Source organism: Caminibacter pacificus (assembly GCF_003752135.1).
GTDB lineage: Bacteria > Campylobacterota > Campylobacteria > Campylobacterales > Nautiliaceae > Caminibacter > Caminibacter pacificus.
In genome coordinates, this window is the sequence record NZ_RJVK01000002.1 from 424,952 (window position 1) to 447,438 (window position 22,487).

At 35.4% G+C, this 22,487-nt stretch carries 24 protein-coding genes; 4 read left to right on the top strand and 20 right to left on the bottom strand.

Annotation, left to right across the window (positions count from 1 at the left end):
- Window position 1: 1 nt before the first annotated feature.
- From EDC58_RS05985 to yajC, 10 genes are read right to left on the bottom strand one after another with little or no spacing between them, the layout of a single operon-like run.
- Window positions 2-379 (bottom strand): nucleotidyltransferase substrate binding protein, encoded by a 378-nt coding sequence (locus tag EDC58_RS05985; RefSeq protein ID WP_123352601.1) that lies wholly within the window; start codon window positions 377-379, stop codon window positions 2-4.
- Window positions 376-642 carry a type VII toxin-antitoxin system MntA family adenylyltransferase antitoxin gene (gene mntA / locus EDC58_RS05990; RefSeq protein ID WP_123352602.1) on the bottom strand — a complete coding sequence of 89 codons (267 nt, stop codon included), beginning with the start codon at window positions 640-642 and terminating at the stop codon, window positions 376-378. Before mntA ends, EDC58_RS05985 begins: the two co-directional genes overlap by 4 nt.
- Complete coding sequence (locus EDC58_RS05995; protein ID WP_235823183.1) at window positions 621-1,808, bottom strand: bifunctional folylpolyglutamate synthase/dihydrofolate synthase; 1,188 nt, start codon at window positions 1,806-1,808, stop codon at window positions 621-623. The genes mntA and EDC58_RS05995 overlap by 22 nt, the downstream gene beginning before the upstream one ends.
- Window positions 1,741-3,279 (bottom strand): sensor domain-containing diguanylate cyclase, encoded by a 1,539-nt coding sequence (locus EDC58_RS06000; protein WP_123352603.1) that lies wholly within the window; start codon window positions 3,277-3,279, stop codon window positions 1,741-1,743. The genes EDC58_RS05995 and EDC58_RS06000 overlap by 68 nt, the downstream gene beginning before the upstream one ends.
- Window positions 3,276-3,770, bottom strand: coding sequence for a hypothetical protein (locus EDC58_RS06005; RefSeq protein WP_235823184.1), 495 nt, complete (start codon window positions 3,768-3,770; stop codon window positions 3,276-3,278). Before EDC58_RS06005 ends, EDC58_RS06000 begins: the two co-directional genes overlap by 4 nt.
- A 2-nt stretch (window positions 3,771-3,772) precedes the next feature.
- Entirely contained in the window at window positions 3,773-6,229 is a 2,457-nt protein-coding gene (leuS, locus tag EDC58_RS06010) for a leucine--tRNA ligase (protein WP_123352605.1), read from the bottom strand.
- A gap of 10 nt (window positions 6,230-6,239) precedes the next feature.
- Complete coding sequence (locus EDC58_RS06015) at window positions 6,240-6,581, bottom strand: DUF6394 family protein (protein WP_123352606.1); 342 nt, start codon at window positions 6,579-6,581, stop codon at window positions 6,240-6,242.
- A gap of 17 nt (window positions 6,582-6,598) precedes the next feature.
- The gene (gene secF / locus EDC58_RS06020; RefSeq protein ID WP_123352607.1) at window positions 6,599-7,570 is read right to left on the bottom strand and encodes a protein translocase subunit SecF; all 972 of its coding nucleotides are present in this window, start codon (window positions 7,568-7,570) and stop codon (window positions 6,599-6,601) included.
- Window position 7,571: 1 nt separating this feature from the next.
- Complete coding sequence (gene secD, locus EDC58_RS06025) at window positions 7,572-9,128, bottom strand: protein translocase subunit SecD (RefSeq protein WP_180937081.1); 1,557 nt, start codon at window positions 9,126-9,128, stop codon at window positions 7,572-7,574.
- On the bottom strand, window positions 9,115-9,426 hold the full coding sequence (gene yajC, locus EDC58_RS06030) for a preprotein translocase subunit YajC (protein WP_123352672.1): 312 nt from the start codon (window positions 9,424-9,426) through the stop codon (window positions 9,115-9,117). Before yajC ends, secD begins: the two co-directional genes overlap by 14 nt.
- Here yajC and EDC58_RS06035 point away from each other — a divergent pair.
- The 3 genes from EDC58_RS06035 to EDC58_RS06045 are packed head-to-tail and all read left to right on the top strand — an operon-like array spanning window position 9,369 to window position 11,699.
- Window positions 9,369-10,664 carry an apolipoprotein N-acyltransferase gene (locus tag EDC58_RS06035; RefSeq protein WP_170151122.1) on the top strand — a complete coding sequence of 432 codons (1,296 nt, stop codon included), beginning with the start codon at window positions 9,369-9,371 and terminating at the stop codon, window positions 10,662-10,664. The genes yajC and EDC58_RS06035 overlap by 58 nt on opposite strands.
- Before the next feature lie 9 nt (window positions 10,665-10,673).
- Entirely contained in the window at window positions 10,674-11,294 is a 621-nt protein-coding gene (bioD, locus tag EDC58_RS06040; RefSeq protein WP_123352610.1) for a dethiobiotin synthase, read from the top strand.
- Window positions 11,295-11,699, top strand: a complete 405-nt coding sequence (locus tag EDC58_RS06045) for a hotdog domain-containing protein (protein ID WP_123352611.1) — start codon at window positions 11,295-11,297, stop codon at window positions 11,697-11,699.
- Here EDC58_RS06045 and EDC58_RS06050 read toward each other — a convergent pair whose 3' ends face one another.
- From EDC58_RS06050 to EDC58_RS06070, 5 genes are read right to left on the bottom strand one after another with little or no spacing between them, the layout of a single operon-like run.
- Complete coding sequence (locus tag EDC58_RS06050) at window positions 11,700-13,088, bottom strand: DEAD/DEAH box helicase (RefSeq protein WP_123352612.1); 1,389 nt, start codon at window positions 13,086-13,088, stop codon at window positions 11,700-11,702.
- 29 nt (window positions 13,089-13,117) lie between these two features.
- Window positions 13,118-13,675 carry a DUF2393 family protein gene (locus tag EDC58_RS06055; RefSeq protein WP_123352613.1) on the bottom strand — a complete coding sequence of 186 codons (558 nt, stop codon included), beginning with the start codon at window positions 13,673-13,675 and terminating at the stop codon, window positions 13,118-13,120.
- Window positions 13,672-14,331 (bottom strand): bifunctional phosphoribosyl-AMP cyclohydrolase/phosphoribosyl-ATP diphosphatase HisIE, encoded by a 660-nt coding sequence (hisIE, locus tag EDC58_RS06060; RefSeq protein ID WP_123352614.1) that lies wholly within the window; start codon window positions 14,329-14,331, stop codon window positions 13,672-13,674. The genes EDC58_RS06055 and hisIE overlap by 4 nt, the downstream gene beginning before the upstream one ends.
- On the bottom strand, window positions 14,331-15,392 hold the full coding sequence (locus EDC58_RS06065; RefSeq protein ID WP_123352615.1) for an SPFH domain-containing protein: 1,062 nt from the start codon (window positions 15,390-15,392) through the stop codon (window positions 14,331-14,333). The genes hisIE and EDC58_RS06065 overlap by 1 nt, the downstream gene beginning before the upstream one ends.
- Window positions 15,393-15,434: 42 nt before the next feature.
- Window positions 15,435-16,349, bottom strand: coding sequence for a branched-chain amino acid transaminase (locus EDC58_RS06070; RefSeq protein WP_123352616.1), 915 nt, complete (start codon window positions 16,347-16,349; stop codon window positions 15,435-15,437).
- 100 nt (window positions 16,350-16,449) lie between these two features.
- On the opposite strand from EDC58_RS06070, the gene EDC58_RS06075 reads away from it, so the two are divergent.
- Entirely contained in the window at window positions 16,450-17,919 is a 1,470-nt protein-coding gene (locus EDC58_RS06075; RefSeq protein WP_123352617.1) for an aldehyde dehydrogenase family protein, read from the top strand.
- On the opposite strand, the gene EDC58_RS06080 is transcribed toward EDC58_RS06075, so the two are convergent.
- Genes EDC58_RS06080 through recO form a run of 5 tightly spaced genes read right to left on the bottom strand, consistent with a single transcriptional unit; the run spans window position 17,916 to window position 22,326 of the window.
- Window positions 17,916-20,057, bottom strand: coding sequence for a tetratricopeptide repeat protein (locus EDC58_RS06080; protein ID WP_123352618.1), 2,142 nt, complete (start codon window positions 20,055-20,057; stop codon window positions 17,916-17,918). The genes EDC58_RS06075 and EDC58_RS06080 overlap by 4 nt on opposite strands.
- Window positions 20,058-20,078: 21 nt before the next feature.
- On the bottom strand, window positions 20,079-20,267 hold the full coding sequence (locus tag EDC58_RS06085; RefSeq protein WP_123352619.1) for a hypothetical protein: 189 nt from the start codon (window positions 20,265-20,267) through the stop codon (window positions 20,079-20,081).
- Window positions 20,268-20,567: a hypothetical protein gene (locus EDC58_RS06090; RefSeq protein ID WP_123352620.1), complete on the bottom strand. Its 300-nt coding sequence runs from the start codon at window positions 20,565-20,567 to the stop codon at window positions 20,268-20,270.
- Window positions 20,564-21,700, bottom strand: a complete 1,137-nt coding sequence (locus tag EDC58_RS06095; RefSeq protein ID WP_123352621.1) for an NAD(P)/FAD-dependent oxidoreductase — start codon at window positions 21,698-21,700, stop codon at window positions 20,564-20,566. Before EDC58_RS06095 ends, EDC58_RS06090 begins: the two co-directional genes overlap by 4 nt.
- 8 nt (window positions 21,701-21,708) lie before the next feature.
- Window positions 21,709-22,326 (bottom strand): recombination protein RecO, encoded by a 618-nt coding sequence (gene recO, locus EDC58_RS06100; RefSeq protein WP_123352622.1) that lies wholly within the window; start codon window positions 22,324-22,326, stop codon window positions 21,709-21,711.
- Window positions 22,327-22,487 lie beyond the last annotated feature (161 nt).

Below are 22,487 nucleotides of genomic sequence, written 5' to 3' on the forward strand. Positions count from 1 at the left end.
TTTACACCTTTAAATTCAAATTTATAAGATATTTAAGATAGACGTTTTTTATTCTTTCAAAAAGAGCTTCGGATTTTTCTTCGTTATAAACGTGAGAAGAGATGTTTCTATCTTCAATCATGTCTAAAATTACCTCTTCATCAGGAATTATATTTGCTTTAAAAGCTTCTTTCACACAAGACCTCGGAGAATAACACTCAATACCATTGTACAATAATATCGCCCTTAAAGCTTTCCATAAAAGTTCCACCGTAAATTCGAATCTCTGAATAACTCCGTCTTTATCAAGTTCGTTTTTTGCCTCTTTTACCCCCTCTTCAAGTCTGCTTAAAGCTTTTTGAAAATTTTCAATCTTTAAAAGAGCTTCGGATTTCGTCATAATTTTTTTCCTTCTTTAATCACTTTTTCTTTAAATTTTTCACTCATTTCATCAAAAAAAACCAAATCCACACTATAAAGTCCCGCAACTTTATCTATTTTTTCTTTTAATTTTCTTTTTTCTCTGAAATCGAGTTTCAAATCCACAGCTATATCGATATCGGAAGTTTTTAAATTATCGCCTCTGGCTCTTGAACCGAAAAGGTAAATAGATTTCGGATTATATTCTTTTATAACTTCGACTATTTTAGAGATTTTTTCCATTTCAAAAACTCCTCGACAACGCTAAAACTCCCGAAAACAAGCATAGGTTTTTTGATTTTCTTAAATTCTTCCACATCAATACCCAATTTTTCGGCCGTTTTTTTTATTTTTTCTTTTTCTTCTATTCTATCGTTTTTTACATCTATCAAATAGAGTTTGTTAATTTTAGGTTTTAAAATCTTCAAAATTTCTTCGTAATCTTTATCGGCGTATGTGTTATATACAAGATTCACTTTTTTAGGCAAAGATTTTACAATCTCCCTTGCCGCAAGAGGATTATGCCCCACATCTATCCACAAATCCTTTTCAATCTCCTCAAATCTTCCGGGAAGTCTTAAATCATTCAAATCCTTAGGACTAAAAGAAATACCTCTTTTTTTCAAATAACTCATCGCAAGCAAGAAATTCGGAAACAAAAATTTAGCAAATTTAAACTCTTTTTTTAACTCTTCTATCTCTTCCATCTCGAAAAAATCGAGATATTTATATATTTTTTTACCCTCATTTATCTTTTTTTGCACCACCCATTCGACATCTTCGTGAATCTGTTTTCCGATAATTGCTTCGTTTTGAATAGAATTGAGTTTTGTTGTGGCAATATCTATGATATTATCACCCAAAAAGCTTTGGTGGTCCAAATCTATAGTCGTCACAAGAGATATCTCTTTTTCAAAAACGTTAGTAGCGTCAAATTCACCGCCAAGACCCGCTTCCATAATCACAAAATCAAGCCCCTCAAAAGAAAGCGCCGCAAGAAAGGTCGTATATTCAAAATAACTAAGCGAATCGATAACGTTTTTAGGAAGTAATTTTTGAAGTTTTTGATGAACTTCCTCTAAAAATTCATCACTGATATTTTCTCCGTTTATCCAGATTCTTTCGTTAAATTTCATAATATGAGGAGAGGTATAATGCCCCACTTTATACCCTCTTTTCAAAAGAGTATGAGCCAAAAACCTACCCGTAGAACCTTTTCCGTTCGTACCTATTATATGAATTACGGGAGGAATTTTGATTTTATTACGAATAAGATTATACGCTTTTGGCATTCTTAAAACGTCAATCTCTTTATAAAAAAGAGGTTTTCTATTCAAAAACTCACTTACACTCATCATCGGCGCAAACTTTATTTCTTCCGCTTCTTTTTGCAAGATATAGTCTCTCATCCGCTTTTTTCAAAAGCTCTTCTTTAGAATTCACCTCTTCTCTGCTTGCCACACCAGCCGAAACGGTTACGGGAATTCTTGTATTTTTATACATAAATTTCGCTTTTTGAACTATATTTCTTAGTTTTTCGGCGAATTTATACGCACCTTCTTTATTTGTGTTCGGCAATATGGCCACAAACTCTTCTCCCCCGAATCTACCTATCAAATCGACATCCCTTGCGTATCTTCTAAACAAAAGACCGAGCGATTTTAGCACCACATCCCCGGCATCGTGTCCGTAGGTGTCGTTGATATTTTTAAAATGATCGATATCGAAAAATACAAGAGAATAATTCGTTCCGTATCTTTTATAGCTGCTCTCTTGCCTGTTTAGCTCTTCCATTACCGCCTTTTTATTGGCAATATTGGTTAAAAAGTCCGTTTTCACTTCTTGGGAGAGTTTTTTTACTTTTTTCTCAAGCATTCTGATTTTAGCTTTTAGGCTTTCAATCTCTTCATCTTCTTTTCTCATCTCTTCTTGAAACTCGTCAAGCTCTTTATCAAGAGAGATAGCAATTCTTAAAAGCTTTTCTTTTATACTTTCAAAATCTTCTCCCTCATGTCTCCAATTTTGAAGTTCAACCCTAATATCTTTAATCTCTTGAGAAGAGTCTCCGGTTTTTTGAAGTACTCTTAATATTTTAATAGACAACCTTTCCGCAATCTGGTCCAAATCTTTTAGTTTTCTTTTCAATTCTTCTTTATCGAGTTTTATTCTTTTGTTCGTCAGAATTCTCAAATCCTCCGCAAAAGCGGGAGTTAATATAATGCTTGAATCTTCTTTTAATTGTCTTTTTAAAGCCGCAATCTCATCATCCATAAAAGGTGCGTAGCTTGGTGTGAGTGTGTAGATTATACTATCCACAAGATGAGATAAATCCGGACCTTCTTCGACTATTTTTATCAATGCTTCTATAACCTCAAGAGCGTCCTCACTCCTAACTCCTGCAATCGCAGCACCTCGTCTAACTATCGAAGCGTCAAATCCGTCCAAAAATTCAATCCACTCGCTTCTTAGCTTCTCCCATTCTTCTTTTTCCATATACGGCTTAATAAAATCCAAATGTTTCATAGCTATTTTTTTTGATTTGACAATAGGAAGCACGGCAATGACGTCAAGCGCTCTTTTTGTATAGATAAAAAGCTGTTCGATATTCTCTTTTTCTTTGCTTACATCTTCTCGATTGAGATAATTTATCAAAAACACGACAAGTTCGTCTAAATTTTTAATATTGTAATTTTTAGCTATCGCTTTATATTTACTATCAAGCTTAGAGAGAAAATAAGAAACTTTATTACAATCTTCTACAATCACTCCGTATTGCTTTGCATATTTACAAAATATTTCTTGATATTCGTCAGGCGTAAATACGTATCCTCTGTTTTTGAAATGATTTAGGGCTTTTTTTGCTATCTCTTTTATTGTCATTGCTCGGCTCCGTCTTTTGTTATTTTTGCAAAAAGTCTATTTAGGGCGTTTATACTCGCTTTTTTATAGGCATCAAGTTTTATCTGGTCGGTCAAGACGCTTTGGGGTGCTACGTTAAAATCGTAAGTTCCCGTAACGGTATAGTTTCTGATTTTTCCGCTCTTATCTTTAAGAGTCACTTTCAAAACCACCTTACTTCTATAAAGAATCGGATATCCGTTTTCGTCATAATCAAGCGGTATTAAAGATGAAGCGCTCGGGTTTACCTCAAGCGTAGTATCACAACCGCTAAAACAGAGATTTTTATCAAAAACCGTATATATCGCGTCTCTTACCGCATCCGTTAAGAAAATAGTTTCTCTTGGATTCTTAGGGTCAATCACTACTTTTGCATTTATATTATCGCCCAAAATCTTATTTTGGTAAAGCGTACTTGGTTTATATCCGCATCCGATAAGAAAAAAAAGAAGAAAAACGGAGAATTTTTTCAAATTTATCCCTTAACTACGATATTTATAATTCTTCCCGGAACAAAAATCTCTTTTACTATCTCTTTACCTTCAATCTGTTTTGCGACCGCTTCTTTTGCGATTTTCAAAACTTCCTCTTTATTCGCATCAGCAGGTACGCTGATTTCGGCTCTTTTTTTACCGTTAACTTGCACAGGGTAGTTGATTTCGTCTTTTTTCAAAGCTTCTTCGTCTATTTTTATAGGCTTGAAGTTTTCTCTGTTAAATAACTCTTCGCTAATTTCGCTTGTAATATGAGGAATAATCGGCTCAAGCACGTTCATCAAAATCCAATACCCTTCCGTATAAATATCTTTGTTGTCGATTTTATTTAGAGCGTTCAGAGCTTCCATGGCACTTGCGATAAGAGTATTAAAAGCAAACGTTTTTTCATACGTATCTTTACTTCTTTTTAGCGTTTCATATACTTTTCTTCTCGCTTCTTTTTCCTCTTTTGTAAGTTTTGAAATATCGATTTGAGGAATTTTATCAGTTTTATAACACTTGCTTGCGTTTTGATATAGTCTGTTTAAGAATCTGTAAGCACCCTCGACTCCGCTATCACTCCATTCGAGTTCTTGTTCAGGAGGCGCGGCAAATAAAATAAATAATCTTGCCGTATCGGCTCCGTATTTTGCGACAATCTCATCAGGGTCTACCACGTTTCCTTTACTTTTACTCATTTTGCTTCCGTCTTTAAGCACCATACCTTGAGTTAGCAATCTTGCAAAAGGCTCATCCACACTCACATACCCGAGGTCTCTTAAAGCTTTTGTGAAAAATCTCGCATAAAGAAGATGTAAAATAGCATGCTCGATTCCACCGATATATTGGTCTACCGGCATCCAATATTTTTCGTCTTCTTTTCTAAACGGCACGTCTTTATATTTATGAAAATCGCTTACATATCTGAATTGATACCAGCTACTTTGAACGAAAGTATCCATAGTATCGGTCTCTCTCTCAGCCTCAGCGCCGCAAACCGGACAAGTCGTTTTTTTCCATGTAGGATGCATTTCAAGCGGATTACCGCTACCCGTAATTTCTACGTCTTCAGGAAGTGTAACAGGTAAGTTTTCTATTTTTTCAGGTACGATTCCGCATTTAGGACATTTAATAAACGGCAAAGGAGCACCCCAATATCTTTGGCGGCTGATTCCCCAATCTCTAAGTCTATAATTCGTCACTTTTTTACCGATACCGAGTTCTTCGAATTTTTTCATTATGGCTTCTTTTGCCTCTTCGCTTCTCATTCCGGTAAATTCACCGCTATTGATTAAAATACCCGGCTCCGTATAAGCTTTAGTTTTATCAAGCTCTCCGTTTTCAGGTTTAATCACCCACTTAATAGGCAGATTGAATTTAGTAGCGAACTCAAAATCTCTCTCATCATGTGCTGGTACCGCCATAACCGCACCGCTTCCATAATCCATAAGTACGAAATTCGCCATCCATACCGGTACTTTTTCACCCGTAAGCGGATGAATAACGTCTATTCCCAAATAAACTCCGTCTTTTTCCATAGCTTGGCGCTCTTTTGGAAGAATAGAGCGTATTTGTCTCACTTTTTTCTCGGTTTCTTCATCAAAAAGTTTATTTTCAAGCATATAATCGATAATCGGATGTTCAGGCGCAAGAGCCGAATATGTAACTCCGTAAATAGTATCAGGACGAGTTGTGAATACTTCATATCCGTCGAATTTTTCATTTAATTTTTTGCGACTTTCGTCTGAAAGGTTAAATTTAAATTTAAGCCCGGTAGATTTTCCAATCCAATTTTTTTGCATTGTAAGTACTTTTTCAGGCCAGCCGTCTTTTATTTTTTCCATATCGTTTAGAAGTTCTTCGGCATATTTCGTAATTTTTATATACCAGCCCGGAAGTTCTTTAATCTCTATAGGATTGTCACATCTCCAACAACATCCGTCGATTACCTGTTCGTTTGCAAGTACGGTATGACAAGTCTCGCACCAATTCACTTTTTGAGTACGTCTCTCTAGCAAGCCGTTTTCATACATTTTTATAATAAACTCTTGCTCCCATCTGGTGTATTCGGGGTCGCTTGTCGCAAATTCGCGTGTTTTTGAAAAAGAAAGTCCCAAGCGGTTAAGCTCTTTTCTCATATAATCGATATTTTCATAAGTCCATTTTTTAGGATGAACGCCGTGTTTAATAGCGGCGTTTTCAGCAGGCATACCGAAACTATCCCAACCAATCGGATGTAAAACGTTGTATCCTTCTTTTCTGTAATATCTCGCAAGAGCATCCCCGATAGTATAGTTTCTCACATGCCCCATATGAATTCTTCCGCTCGGATACGGAAACATAGATAAAATATATTTTTTCGGTAATGTTTTATCTTCTTTTGGCTCGAACGCCTTTTCTTTATCCCACGTATCTTGCCACTTTACTTCAATTTCAGCCGGTTTATATTCTCTCATCAACTCTCCTTTAATCCCACGCGTCTTTTGATTTTGCTATTTCTATAAAACTTAAAATAATCGTTACTATATTCGCTATCAAAGCACCGATTGCCATCGCATAAGCCGCCGGTAAATCGTTTTTAATCTCAAGATAAATAAACGCCGGTATAAGGTGTAAATCCGCAACCAAACTCGCCGCAAAAAGTTCGGCGGCAACGATATTTCTGATACCGATTTTTAAAATAGTCGAAATAAGATTCAAACTCAAAGCTATAAAAAGCGCTACTTTATTGTGATCGTATAAAAACCCCGCAACACTCGTCAAACTCATAAGCTGGAAAAAGACGTATATTACTTTTCCCCAATCCATTTTTACCTCCTTTTAGGCTATACGACACCGCCTTCGTACATTTTTCTCATTTTTTCTTTTTCTCTTTTTCTTTTTTCGATTTCCATAAGTCTTTTTCTATAATCGTCAATTCTAAATCCAAGCCAGATTAAAAGAGGCGAAGCGATGAAAATTGACGAATAAGTACCTACGATTATACCTACGAGCAATGTAAAACTAAACGGCTTGATAATCTCTCCACCGAAAAGATATAAAGTCAATACGACAAAGAAAGTCGTAAGTGAAGTTAAAACCGTTCTGCTAAGAGTTTTGGAAATAGCGTCGTTAATAAGTGTCGCTAAGTCTCTAATGCTCGATTCTCTTACTTGCTCTCTGATTCTATCGAATACGACGATAGTATCGTTTAGAGAATATCCCATAAGAGTCAACACAGCCGCCAACACATCAAGATTCACTTCAATATGAAAAAAGCTCACAGCTCCAAGAGATATGATAGTATCGTGCATCAACGCAAGCACCGAAGCTACGGCAAATCGCCACTCAAATCTAACTGCTACGTATATCAAAATACCCACTATCGCAAATACTAAGGCTTTTAGTCCTTTTTCTTTTAGTTCGTTCCCTACTTTAGCACCAACGATATCGACTCTCCTGATATCGACATTTCCAAGAGGTGAAAGAAGTTTTTTTACTTCCGCTCCGAGAGACTTTTGAACGTCTCCGCTTACTTGGTCCACATTTAAACGAATCAAAATTTCATTAGGTGAGCCGAAAGTCGTAATATTGGCACCTTTAAATTCTTTACTGATAAGTTTTCTAACTTCCGAAATAGGTACCGGTTTATCAAATCTCACCTGTATTTCAATACCGCCTCTAAAATCGATACCCCAGTTAAAACCTTTTGTAAAAATAGAAAAAAGGCTTAAAAATATAAGTATCAGCGATATAGAAACGAACAGGTTTCTTTTGCTCATAAAGTCATAAACTTTGTTTTGTGAAAAAAGTTCCATATTAAGCCTTCATTCCGAAATGTTTTGGTGTGATTTTTTTACCGCTTGCAAGCAGATATTCCCAAATTCCGTGCGTTCCTAAAATTGCCGTTAGCATACTTGCCAAAATACCGATAGCCATAGTAATAGCAAAACCTTTAATCGTTCCGGTACCGTATGCAAAAAGTGCTATTGCGGCAATCAAAGTCGTAATGTTCGCATCCAAAATCGCACTCATAGCGTTTTTATATCCGCCCTCAATCGCCGCTTTTATTGGTTTTCCGGCGCGTATGAGCTCTCTTATACGTTCGTTAATAATTACGTTGGCATCCACGGCCATACCGACGGTTAAAACGATACCCGCCATTCCCGGAAGCGTTAATGTAGCTCCGAAAATCGCCATAATAGCGATAATCAAAAATAGGTTCGTAACAAGCGCGATATCCGCAATAATCCCGGCAAGTCCATAGTACCAAGCCATAAAAATTACTACAATAACAAATCCGCTGATAAGCGCTATCATAGATTGTCTGATACTATCCGCACCAAGACTCGCCCCAACACTTCTTTGTTCCAACAACACTACAGGAGCCGGCAAAGACCCGCTTCTTAGAGCAATAGCAAGTACGTGAGCTTCTTCAGGACTTCCTACGGTAATCTGACCGCTACCTCCACCGATTCTCTCTTGAATAGTAGGAGCCGAATATACTTTGTTATCAACTACTATTGCAAGTCTTTTTCCTACGTTTTTACCCGTAACGTCTCCGAAAATCTGAGCTCCTTGAGAGTTTAACGTAAAGAAAATAGCCGGTTGATTGGTTTTTTGAGTAAATCCTACCGTTGCGTCCGTAATCATACTCCCGTCAAGTACCGGAGGAGTTTTCAAAAGCCACATTCTTTTCGGATTGTTTTTATCTGGCAATAATATATCCCCGTATTTTTTAGCTTCCGCAGGAGTTGTGGCTCTATGTTCTTCATCCACCAAATAAAGCTCCAAATGAGCCGCGGTTGAGATAAGTTTTTTAACGTTTTCTTTCTCTTTTTGAGTCTTAATTCCCGGAAGCTCGACAACTATCTTATCTTTACCTTGTCTTGTAACACTCGGTTCAGCAAGCCCGAACGCGTCAAGTCTGCTTCTGATTGTCTGTACGGCAATTTTAACTGCGTTTTCTTTTGTTCTTTGGATTTCTTGAGGAGTTAAAGAAATCGTATAATAAACGCTTCCGTTTTTAACTTGTTTTTGAACTTTGATACCTTTTATGTTTTTAAGCTCTTCGTCCATTTTTTTCATATCGTCTTTGTCTATAAGCTCGAAAGTGATTTTATCTCCGTGGATTTTGAGGTTATCTATAAAAAGCTCTTTTTTTTGACTGATGTATTTAATTGTAGATGCAATTGTTTTGATTTGGTTTTTTATCGCTTCATCAGTCTTAACACCTAAAACTAAATACATTCCGCCTTGTAAATCAAGACCCAAATTAACACGAGGCTGTTTTCCGATAAAAGAAGGTATCGTAAAAGCTATACCAAAAAGGGTAGCAAGAAGAAAAATTACAAGTCTGTAATTAAGCTTTTTCATCGTCAAGCTTTCTTGCCACCGCCGCTTTATCGATTTTTACTTCAACGTTATCCGCAATTTTAGCTTTGATAAAGTCTTGTTCGTTTTTTACAACTTCAGCAATAATTCCGCCTGTAGTAACGATTTTGTCACCTTTTTTTAGGCTCTCCACCATCTCTTTATGTTTTTTTGCCTGTCTTTGTTGTGGTAAAATAACAAGAAAATAAAAAATGGCAAATAAAATAATAAGAGGTAATAATGATGCAAGTAAACTCGGTTGATTCGCACCAGCTTCCCCAGCAGCGTATAGAAAATTCATGTAAGTCCTTTTTTAAGCGATATTTTAACACAAAATCATTAATTACTGCAATTCTTTTCTCCGCACCCCTATATCTCTCGAGTTTTGGAGAAAATTTCTTTTTGCAATTAATAATCAGCATTATAAGCATTGTAGCAATATATAGTTTTTTGAATATTAAACAAAGCTATTTTCAAACCGGTTTTTTTATAGGAATTTTTTGGTTTTGGTGGGTCGGACTTAGCTTTAGATACTACGATTTGACATGGATGATTCCTATAATAATTTTAGGACTCGGTATCGGTTACGGACTCATATTTTGGGGAATTGACAAAATTTTTAATATTTTTAAGTTTAAAATTTTAAATTTCGAAATTTCTAAAATACTTTGGGGAGTTTTTTTGATTTTCGGATTCGATTATTTAAGACCTTTTACGTTTGATTGGCTAAAACCGGAAGTCCTCCTTGCAAATTCGTTTTTTACTCCATATAAAACAACTCTTGGCTTAATCGTTTTATCGGCGTTTTTTTTCAAAGCAAAACGCCCGGGGTTTATACTTTTGCTTTTAATTGCCCTGATTTTACCCAAACCCTCGTTAACTCTCCCTCCTTTAAAAATAAAACTCGTTACAACTTATGTACCACAAGATAAAAAATGGCTGCCCTCATACATCCCAAAAGAGATAAAAGACAATTTCAAATATATTAACGACGCGATAAAAGAACACTACGACGTAGTGGTTCTGCCTGAATCCGCTTTTCCTCTGTTTTTAAACACAAACGAAAAACTGATGCAAAAACTTATAAACTTATCTCAAAAAATCACAATCATCACGGGAGCGCTTCACCTAAAAAACCAAAAATACTACAACTCCACTTATGTTTTTGAAAATAAAAAAGTAACAATCCTCGACAAACACGTTTTAGTTCCTTTTGGAGAGTATATTCCTCTTCCGTTTTTTCAAGAAGAGATTAATAAAATCTTTTTCAGAGGTGCGAGCGATTACAAAACAAGCTCACATTTCGGAATTTTCACTATCAAAAAGATAAAATTCATAAACGCAATATGTTACGAAGCCACAATTGAAGATTTGTATAAACTAAACCCGAAATATATAATAGCCCTAAGCAATGATGCGTGGTTTATGCCATCAATTCAGCCCGTTTTGCAAAAACTTTTGATAAAAACGTATGCATATAAATTCAAAAAAGTAGTTTTTCACTCTATCAACGGATATCAAAGCTATGTAGTAAAATAGGAGAGAAAAATGAATATTTTCATATCCGCTAACAATACCGACCGGGGAAAAACATATTCGACCTTAAAACTTATAGAAAAATTTAGCAAACTCGGATACAAAGTGGGAGTGATGAAACCGATAGAAACGGGAGTTAAGGATGTACCGCTTGATGGCAAAAAACTATTTGAAAAAGCAAAAGAATATAACCCTAACCTAAAATCTTTAAGTCTTGAAGATATCGTACCTATCAGACACTCTTTACCGGCAGCTCCGTATGTAAGCGGAGAAGTCGATTTTGAAAAAATAAAAAAATCATACGAAAAAATAAAACCTCTATGCGATATTTTGCTAATAGAGGGAGCCGGAGGGATTTTGGTGCCTGTTTGCGAAAACTTTTATATGATGGATTTTTTAAAATTTTTTAACGCAAAGCTTTTTTTGGTAATAGGCAGCAAACTTGGAATGATTAACGACTTTTTATTAAACAAATACTACTTAGAATCAAACAAAATCCCTTTTACTTGGGCTATAAACTTGTTTGACGAAAAAGAGTATTTCGAAATTTCACACCCGTTTTTGAAAATATTCAATCCTCTTTTTATTCAAAAAGATTTGGATAAAATAGCAAAAAAACTTTTAGGAGATTAAATGGAAAATATAGAATTAAAAACCCACCTCAAATTTAATCCGAAATTCGGAAGACTTGTAGAACTTAACGAATCAAGCGCAAAAGTAATTCTCGAAACAACAGAAGATATGGCTGTTGATGAAGAAGGTTTGGTTCACGGAGGATTTACATTCGGTGCTGCCGATTTTTGTGCTATGGCTACGGTAAACGAACCTTACGTAGTTCTTGTAAAAGCGACGAATTGTGAATTTTTAGCTCCCGTAAAAGTCGGAGACACGGTTGAATTCGTCAGTGAAATATTAATGAAAGAAAAAAGAAAAGTCGAAGTTAAAGTCGTAGGGACTTTAAACGAGATTAAAGTATTCGAAGGGATTTTTAGTTGCGTGATTTTGGATAATCACGTACTAAAAAAGAAGAAAAAATAATTATCTTCTTCTGCCTCTGTTATTTCTATGTCTGCCTCTACCTCTGCCTCTTGAATCTCTATTTCTATTTGAAAATTGTTTTTCTCTTTCAAGAAGTCTTTTGGCTTCTTTTAGGCTTTTACCGATTCTCTCTTTTCCGTCCGCTTCTTTTTCAAAAAGCATACTTGCAAATTTTGAAGCGATAGTGAATAAGTCGTATTCGTTTTGAAGCTCTTCTACGATTTCGATCGACTTCGCATTCGGCTCGACTTCGCTTACTTTTTCAATAATTTTTTTAATTTCGCTATTTTTTACGTCACTTAAAGTAGGAATTTCTTTAAGTTCAATTTTAGAAATTTTTTGAATTCTATTAAGCGCTCTAAATTCGTGCGGAGTTACAAGAGATACCGCCATACCTTCTTTTCCTGCTCTTCCCGTTCTTCCGATTCTATGAACGTAGCTTTCCGGGTCAAGCGGCAAATGATAATTAAATACGTGAGTTACGTTATTTACATCAAGACCTCTTGCTGCAACGTCGGTCGCTACCAAAATTTCAAGTCTGTCGTTTTTAAACGCACGAATAACTTCTTCTCTTTTTCTTTGGTCCATATCACCATGAAGCCCTTTTGCTTCAAATCCTGCACCTCTTAGGTATTCCGCTATATCGTCAACGTCTTTTTTAGTTCTACAAAATACAATCGCTTTACTCGGATTTTTGTAATCGATAAGTCTTATAAGAGCATCTTTTCTTTCGTTTTCGTCAATTACGTAAAAATACTCTTTTATGTTTTCGTTTGTTACTTGTTTTCTTGTAATTGTTATAAATTCAGGCTCTTTTAGAATTGTTCTTGCCAAGTTTTTGATAGGCTCAGGCATAGTCGCACTAAAAAGTAATGTTTGTCTATCGCTCGGTACGAATTTAAAAATCTCTTTTATATCATCCAAAAATCCCATATCAAGCATTTCATCCGCTTCATCAAGAATAACATAACTCGGAGCTATGTCTATTTTCCCGCTTTTAAGCAAATCAAGAAGTCTTCCGGGAGTCGCTACTATGAATTCGCTGTTTTGGATGTGTTTGATTTGTCTTGAATAACTGCTTCCTCCATAAACGGTTGCAGTGTGAATTCCTAAATATTTTCCGAATCTGAAAATTTCTTCGCTTACTTGAATAGCAAGTTCACGAGTAGGAGTAATTACAAGTGCTTTTTCTCCTTTTTTCATTTTACTAAGAATAGGAAGGCCGAATGCCGCCGTTTTACCCGTACCCGTTTGAGCTTGAGCCACTACATCTTTTCCTTCCAATACCACGGGAATTGCTTTTTCTTGAATAGGACTCGGTTTTTCAAAACCTATCTCTTCAAGTCTTCTTAAAATCTCTTTTTTTAAATTAAAATCGTTAAATGTCATTTTGTTCCTTATTTTTTATGTTTGATTTTTTAATGGCAGTAGAGTTTATAGTTTAGGTAGGTGTTTTTAAAATACGGAGGATACGGAATAATTGCGGAAAAATTTTTTATCTCTCCTGGATTCAATCCGTCCGTTATAATGTATCTGACGGCTTTTACTACGTTAGGTCTTTGTTTTTTTTCGTCTTTGCTTCCGAAAAGTGAAAGACCTCCGGGTTTGAAAAACGTACCCTTAGTAAAACCGCCGCCTCCCCAGCCGTTATTCACAAGCTTAATCTCAAGCTTACAATAATTAATTTTAAATTTACCTATATTTTTAACTCTACCTTTTAAGACTAACGTCTCGTTGATAAGCACTCTTCTTTGTTCCACATTCAAAAGTTCCGCTTTTTTCGTATATTTTTCAAGAATAACAAGTCCCAAAACGGCTCCGAATGCGGTAACTATAAAAGAAGCAAATATCATACTTAGTAATAACTTCACACTATTTTGTGCCGCTTTTACCGATAGGATAACTAAAAATATAAATAAAATTAAAAAGAAGGCTATGTCGAGCCAATGGAGTATCGTAAAATACGGCAATCTCATTTTTTTCGACTCTTTTTCTCTTCGATGCCGCTAACGCCCTCGCGTCTTTTGAGCTCTTCTAAAATAGCTTCGGGATGTATGTTTTTATATGCCAAAGCGATTAAAGTATGAAATGCCAAATCAGCGGCTTCGTAGATAATCTCTTTTTTATCGTTATCTTTAACTGCAAAACAAAACTCCGCGGCTTCTTCGGCTACTTTTTTGAGGATTGAATTTTCACCTTTGTGGTAAAGCGAAGAAACATATGAAGTCTCAGGATTTGCATTTTTTCTATCAAGCAGTGTATGATACAGCTTATCTACGAAATTATACTCTATTTCTTTCTCTTTGTCCATAGTAACTTCACCGGTTTGCAAATTAGTAAAGAAACAAGACTTTCTTCCCGTATGACAAGCCGGTCCGTTTTGTTTAACTTTTAAAAGAATCGTATCGTTATCGCAATCGACCAAAATCTCTTTTACTTCTTGAGTATGTCCGCTACTCTCACCCTTTTTCCAAAGCTTATTTCTGCTTCTGCTAAAATAGTGGGCATAACCCGTCTTTTGAGTAAGATTCAAAGCTTCTTCGTTCATATAAGCAAGCATCAAAACTTCATTCGTATCAACATCCTGAACTATAACGGGCACAAGCCCGCCGTTTTTTTCGAAATCGACCATTATTGTCCTTTAGATATCGCCTTTTTTTCGTCTTGAACGTTCATCCATAAATTAGGAACCACTCCTCCAGGAGTCAAGAAAATTTTTGCATTCGGATTGTTTTTAAGAGCTTCGTTAAATTTACCTTGAACTTCTATTTGTTTAAGTTTTAAAAGCTCCGTACTTAACGATTTTCCGATAATCATATTCGCTTTTGCCTGAGCGTTCGCTTCGATAAGCATCGCATCGGCTTTACCTTGAGCTTCTATTTTTTTAGCTTCCGCAATACCTCTTGCGATAGCCGCTTTTTTCTCAGCTTCTTGTTTTGCTCTTAATACTTCGTATTTCGCTCTTTCGGCTTCTTGTTTTGCTATTTGCACTCTTTCGATTTGTCTTTTGATGTTTTCAGGCAAGATAATATCTCTTAGCTGAAAACTTTCAAATATAATCGGCTGATTTGGGATTTTCGCAAGTTCTTCTCTTATTTGATTTTCTATTTGCGCTGCAATTTCGTTTCTTTTCATAGGAAGTTCTTCTGCAGGATATTTTCCTATCACGTTTCTAACCACGTCTCTAACTATCGGGTTTATAATCTTATCTTCCCAATTAAGCCCGTATGTTTTTACTACATAAGCAGCTTGTCTCGGGTTTAGTTTGTAGCTTACTGAAAGTTCTACCGTAATAGGAAGACCTCTTGCATCAAGCACGTTAATAGCCGGATATACTTTTATAGTTCCGTATCTATCGGGCATTGTCCCGATTTCCGGGTTTCTTTTGTAGCTTATCATATGCACTTTCGTATCTACAACTATTACTTTTTGCACTACCGGCACGTAAAAATGAAGCCCCGGAAGCAGAGGTTTTTGAGAAAATTTACCGGTTGTGGATAAAATCCCCACTTCACCTTCGTTAATAATCACCCACGGCTTAAAAAGAAAAATAAATAAAAGTAAAACCGCACCTATGATTAATCCCGTACTTCCTCCGTTTTTGATAAATTTAGGAGGCTCGAACTTGGGAGGTTCGAATTTGTTTTGGCTGTTATCGCCGCTGCCTTTCCATCCGTTTAAATCTGCTGGCATATAGTTCCTTTGTTTTTTAAGACATATAATGTCTTATTTTAATTAAATGTATGTTAAATAATGCTTATAGTTTTTATCTCTTCCGTAAACTACGTCAAAATACGCTTCTTGAAGCTCTTTTGTAATCGGACCTCTTTTTCCGTTACCGATAACTCTTCCGTCAACTTCTCTAACAGGCGTAACCTCAGCCGCTGTCCCCGTAAAGAAAGCTTCATCCGCGATATAAACCTCATCTCTTGTAATTCTTCTTCTTTCAATAGGAATATCCATTTCTCTTGCAATTTCAAGAATAGTTGCTTGAGTAATCGACTCTAAAGAGTTGTCATTAGGAGGCGTAATAAGTACTCCGTCTCTTACAATAAAGAAACATTCACCGCTTCCTTCAGCAACAAACCCCTCGTCATCAAGCATAAGCGCTTCTTCATATCCGGCTTCGATAGCTTCATATTTAGCCATTTGAGAGTTTAGATAGTTGGCAACGGCTTTAGCTTTTCCGAAAGTGGATTTTACAGGATTTCTAACAATTGAAGAGATTTTTACTCTAATTCCGTTTTCAAGTCCTTCTTCTCCTAAATAAGCGCCCCACTCCCAAGCAGCAATCGCTACATGCACAGGAGCTCCGATATGATAAAGACCCATTTTTCCGTATCCTAAATAAATTAGAGGTCTTATATAAACGTTTCCTTTAAAATCGTTTTTTCTAAGAAGCTCGATTTGTGCCTCTTCAAGCTCTTCTTGAGAAAAAGGCACGTCGATTTTTACGATTTTTGCCGAATTCAAAAGTCTTTTTGTGTGGTCTTGTAGTCTGAAAATCGCCAGCCCGTCATCCGTTTGATACGCTCTTGTACCTTCGAATACACCGTTTCCGTAATGGAGAGTATGAGTTAAAACGTGAACTTTCGCCTCATCCCAAGGAACAAAGTTTCCGTCCATCCAAATATATTTAGCTTTTTCCATATATTGCCTTTTTTATCAAGAATTTTATCAAAAATTTGATATCATTACTAATAAATGTAAAAAAGCTTCCAAATGCAAGCTTAAAACCAAAGGAGGTAAAATGGGACTCATTCCTGAAAAATTTTTAGAAATATTCGAAAAACTCGGAAAAAAAGAATTAATAGCCAAAAAGCTTATAGGCTCTAACGAATATGAAGGAGAACTCGGAGAAATCATAAACCCTTACACAAAAGAAGTTACGACCAAATATGTCAAATGTAGCGTAGAAGACGCAAAAGAAGCGCTAAATGTCGCAAAAGCGGCATTTGAAAACACAAAAAAATCTCCTCTTTCTCAAAGAATAGCTTGGATTAACGACGTAGCGGATAAACTTGAAGAGAGAAAAGAAGAGTTTGCAAAATTTATCACTCTCGAAGTGGCAAAACCTATCTCTCAAGCAAAAGTGGAAGTCCAAAGATGTATAGAAAACCTAAGAATCTGTGCGGCTGAGGGGTATCATATCTTAGGAGAGACAATCCCGACCGACGCTACGCCAAGCGGAGCAAAAACCACATCTTTTTACAAAAGAGTACCCGCAGGCGTAGTGGTCGCAATCACACCTTTTAACTTTCCTTTGAATCTCGTAGCCCACAAAATCGCTCCGGCTCTTATAGCAGGAAACAGCGTAGTTCTCAAACCTACTCCCGAAGCTCCTTATACGGCATACGCTTTTGCAAAACTTTTTATCGATAGCGAATATGCAATTAAAGACGCTCTAAGCGTAGTTTACGGAGATGCGGACGTGGGAAGCACTCTTGTTACAAGTTCTATCCCAAGAGTTATAAGTTTCACGGGAAGCGTACCTGTTGGTAAAATCATTACTCAAAACGCCGGAATCAAAAAAGTAGCGCTTGAGCTTGGCGGAAATGCGGCAACGTTTGTAGAAAGCACTGCGGATTTGGATTGGGCGGCTCAAAGATGTGCTATCGGAGCTTTTGCAAACAGCGGTCAAGTTTGTATTTCTCTTCAAAGAATCTACGTAGATGAAAAAATATACGACGAGTTCGCCGAAAAATTAGGAAAAGAATCTTCAAAACTAAAAGTAGGAAATCCGTTTGAAGAAGATACGTTTATGGGACCTTTGATTAACGAAGATGCGGCAATCAGAGCTGAAAATTGGATAAAAAGCGCAGTTAAAGAAGGAGCGAGAATTATTGCCGGAGGCAAAAGAGAAGGAAATATCTTAGAACCTACCATTTTAGCCGACGTAACGGACGATATGAAAATCGTATGCGAAGAAGTTTTCGCACCTATTGTAAGTCTTGTAAAAGTAAAATCTTACGAAGAAGCTCTTGAAAAAATGAATAACTCCCCATACGGACTTCAATACTCTATGTTTAGCAACAGAATAGATTTAATGCAAAAAGCTATTGACGATTTCGAAGCTGGAGGAGTAATAATCAACGACATCCCTACTTTAAGATTCGACATCCAGCCTTACGGAGGAGTAAAACTCTCCGGAATAGGTAGAGAGGGACCAAGATACGCAATAGAAGAGATGACGGAAATCAAAACGATTATTATTCGTTAATCTATAGAATTAAAAATCTCTTTGGCTTCCTTTTCTCTTCCGAGTTCTATCATTAATCTTGCTTTTTGAAGCAAAATATTTTTACTTTCGTTTTTAATCCCCTGAGCAATAAGATAAGCTTTGTTTTTATTTCCTAATTTAGCCAAAACAAAAGCGTATCCTATCCTAACTTCAGGTAATTTTAAATCCGATTTTTCAAAATATCTCTTCGCACACTCATAATCTCCCAAATAATAACAAATCCATGCTTTAATTTCGTGTGCCTGCATCGAATTTATCGGATTATATTCAAGTGCGGTTGAAATATATTTATTCGCTTCGGGATATTTTTTTTGATTCATAAGATATTTCGCCAATTCCATATAATAAATAGCTTTTATTTCATTAGGCGAATTTTGAGCTATCTCTTTTGCTTTATTTATTTTACCGAGTCTTATATAAATTTGGATAAGTTTTTCTCTTATTTCAAGGGGAGCGTTTCTTGAATAAAGCATTCTATAGTAATCCAAAGCTTTTTCGTATTTTCCCATTTTATAATATATTTTTCCATATCCTAAATAGATATCTTTCTCGCTATCGGCATACTTTTCCGCTTCTTTTACATCACTTAAAGCTTCTTTAAATTTTCCTTCTTGGGCCAATTTATCAGCTTGAAAAAGATAATACTCTTTCATAATTTCGTTGAATTTTTTATCTTTATATTTTAGATTTTTCAAAATATCGGAAATTTTCACAGCCGAAGTTATGTCTTTATTCGCTAAAGCTAAGTTCCTAAGTCCTTTTAAAGCGTGGATATTATAAGGTTCTTTTTTTACGACTCTTTTATAATAAATATATGCTAAGTCATACTTACCAAGTTTATAAAAAATATCCCCGTTTAAAAGTAATATTTTTATATTATTCGGATAATAATTAAAAAGTTGAAGAGCTATTTTATTAGCTTCTTTATATTTTCCTTCGTCATATAATTTTTTTGCTTTCAAGTATAATTCAAAATGATTAAAAAACGCTAAATTATTATCTTTTATCTTCTCAAGCGTCTTAAAATCTCCTAAATTAAAAAGTGTTTTGGCATATGCAAGCTTTACAGCAGTATTATCGGGTGTATCTTGATAAAGTTTTTTCAATATATCATTGGCTTTTTTATAATTATTTTGATTCATATAAGCAATTGCTTTTGCAAAAAATAAATTGTTATTACTTTTATATTTTTCTGCTTTTTGTAAATATTCCAATGCCATTTCAGGATTTATATTCATATATTCAATGCCTTTTTGGTAATTGTAATAAAAACACGACTTTTCTCTTAAAACGGACAAATCGTTACCTTTGTAAAAATCGCTAAGCTGAGTTAGCATATTACAAACTCTTTTATACTTTTTCTTTTTCATTAGAACGCTTACAGTTACCAAAAAAGCATCTCGTTTATAACTTCTTGAAGATTTAAGCTGATTTGATAATCTTTTTGCCAAATCTATTTTTTCTTCTTTAAAAGATTTTTCCATCAATTTAAACTTATCCTCAGGAGAAAGAGTTTTATTAAAAACTTCTCCCTGAGGTACTTTTGTTTTTTCTTTTTTTTCCACTTTAAGATTAAAATTGCTTTTGATAATTCTTTGAGGAATTAAATCACACTTTCTAATAAAGGCGTTTTTATTTATTTTCTTTGTCTTTTTCAAAATTGTTTGAAGCTCTTTTTCACTCTTTCCTTCACCTACCCTAAGTACAAAATAAGGGCCTATTTTTTCAATTCTACTCAAAGGTAAATTTTTTGTTTCTTCAAATATCTTTAAAAGCCCCTCTGAACGTTTTGCAGACACAACTTGAATACAATAACCGGTTTTCACCACGTTTTTTACGATTCTTTTTTTAGAAATTTCCTTCGAGACATTTTTTGGTTGCAAATTTTTTGCACCCGCTATTTCCGAAGAGATACCTAAGTTGTTTTTAATGTAATATTGAAGTCTTTTTAGTTGCATCTTATCTGGCGATTTCGCACAAACAAATCCGTTTATAGTTTTTTCGCATTTGACCCCGAGGTCATTTAATACTTTGACATCTTTTTCGTTTTTTACAATAAGCTCGTACCCGAATAATAAATTAAAAATAACAAATAAGCTAAAAAGCCCCTTTTTCATTCTCTCCCTTTAAAAAAAACTTTAAATAAGTCCGGCTTCATTCAATATCGGTAATATTTTCTCCCATGCCTCTTCGATTTTTTCTTCAAGCCATGCAAGAGATTTTTTCTCGTTATACCACTCGGTTAAATGTTCTATTACGCTCTCTTTTAATTTATCATCCATATCGGCATTTTTTACTTTTTCGATCGCTTTATTTAATTTTTCCATTTAAAATCCTTTTTTTCCGCATTTCCAACCGCGTTTGTTTTTAAATTCGTCAGGAAAATCAATATCAAAATCCAACCCCTCGATATCTTCCAGCGAATTTACTTTGACAAAAATTATACCACTATCTCTTAGTTTTTTTATTAAATTACTCGGTAAACTTTTGCCAAAAAGCATATCAACGCCAAGAGCATTTAGTTCAAACTCCAAATTAAAACTTTTCCTAACTTCCCCGTCTACTAAAATATCGGCAGGATAATTAGCGACTTCATTATCTTTTACCAAAACGGCGATTTTTTTCATAATTCCTCCAATACGTATTTACTAAATGCAAAACTTGCAGTAAATGCAGGACTTACGGCATTTAGGATATGGATTTGATTGTCGTTTTTTTCCACCAAGAAATCCATAACAAGCTCAAGCGTTTGAGTATTTAGAAGCTGAGCTCTGATTCCCGGTGTCATCGGTTTAAATTCTCCTCTTAGGTTTTTAACGAGCTTTTTGGCTTCGTTTATTAGATTTTGAGGAATATAATATCTCATCTCATACAAAGCCAAATCTCTAAATCCGAACGCATTTGTAAAGAAAAGTTTGGCTTCAAGAGAAATTATCTCCAAAAATTCCCTAAAATCGAATCTCTCAAACCCTACGTAATTCTCCCTCCAAAAAGCGGGAATTGCGGTAGGCCCTATTTTTATAGTATTATCCGCCATAAGAGTAAAATGAACTCCCAAAAACGGATTTTTGATATTCGGTACCGGATATATTTGGGTTTTTATCTTATCTTCTCCCAAATATTTTCTATAAAGCCCTTTAAACGGAAGCATGGTATATTCAAGTCCCACACCGAATTTATGAGCTATCTTATCGGCATACAGCCCCGCCGCGTTTATCAAAAAATCATAGCTTTCGTTAAATTTTTCAAAAGGCATATTAAAAATAAACTTCACATCTTTTTTTTGAAGCTCCTCTTTTAAAACTCTACAAACTTCTCTCGGATTAACGGTTGCGGTATTAGGAGAATAAAGTGCGTATTTGTGAGTTTTTGCATTAGGGTCTATTTTTTCGGCTTCTTCTTGAGTGATTATATAAGCTCCCGCTTCGTTAGCAACACTTCTTTTTGCAAGCTCAAAAAGAGTAGGTATTTCATTTTCGTTTTTAGCGACTACTAATTTTCCCGTTTCATTTACGGGAATATTGTGAGAGTAACAAAACCCTTTCATAAGTTTATTGCCTCTGGCGGTTAATTTCGCTTTTAGCGAATCGCTACTATAATAAAACCCCGCATGCAATACACCGCTGTTTTTTCCGCTTGCGTGAAAAGCCTCGTGAAGCTCTTTGTCTATTATTACTATTTCATCATCCGGATGTTTTTTTCTCCACTCCCAAGCCATCGTCATTCCGATAATTCCGGCACCGACAATTAATACTCTCATCTCCTCTCCTAAAATCCTAAATTTAATATTCTCCAAAGTCTCTCTATTTCGTTATCGTCCAAAAGAAGCGATTTTTTTTCTTTAAAAAGCAAACTTATCTTCTCTTTTTCAAATCCCTCGCTCATAATACACTTCTCATGAGCCGGCAAAAACGCTCTCGCAAGCGCAACTTTCTCATTTACTTTGCTCTCGCACAAAAAACAGACAAAATCGTCATGCAACCTACCCTCTTTTTCTATCATCTTCACATAGCTTTCTATAAAAAGCCTTTTGGGGTCCCTTTCGTGCAAAACGTCGGTTATATCTTTTAGCCAATTAAAATAAAACGGGTCGATTTTACTCACATCTTGAAGATGTTTGTTTAAAAGAGAAACGAAAATTTTATAATGCAGCATTTTATCCAAATCAAACATAAATTTAAACGGCAACTGCACGACGTTTCGAAGTCGTTTTATTGTTGTTTTGGGTGACTCTTCTATAACGAAATCTATTAAATTTCCTACATTGATATATGAATGTCTCGCTCCGTAAAATCTATAGAGAGTATAAACTTCCCTCTCACCCAATATCCTGACAATCAAATCCTCATCTCTAACTCGCACCGTATTTAAGACAAATCCTCTCATTTTAAAATTATAACATCTTTCATCCTACGCAATTACGGAATTTTTCCATATTTTCTTCACTATTTCACTATATCCCTCTTTCTCCTCTCTCAATTTACTCTTTTCGTTATCTCTTCCCTATCTACACCAATTTCACAAACTCACAATTTCACCATTTTCAC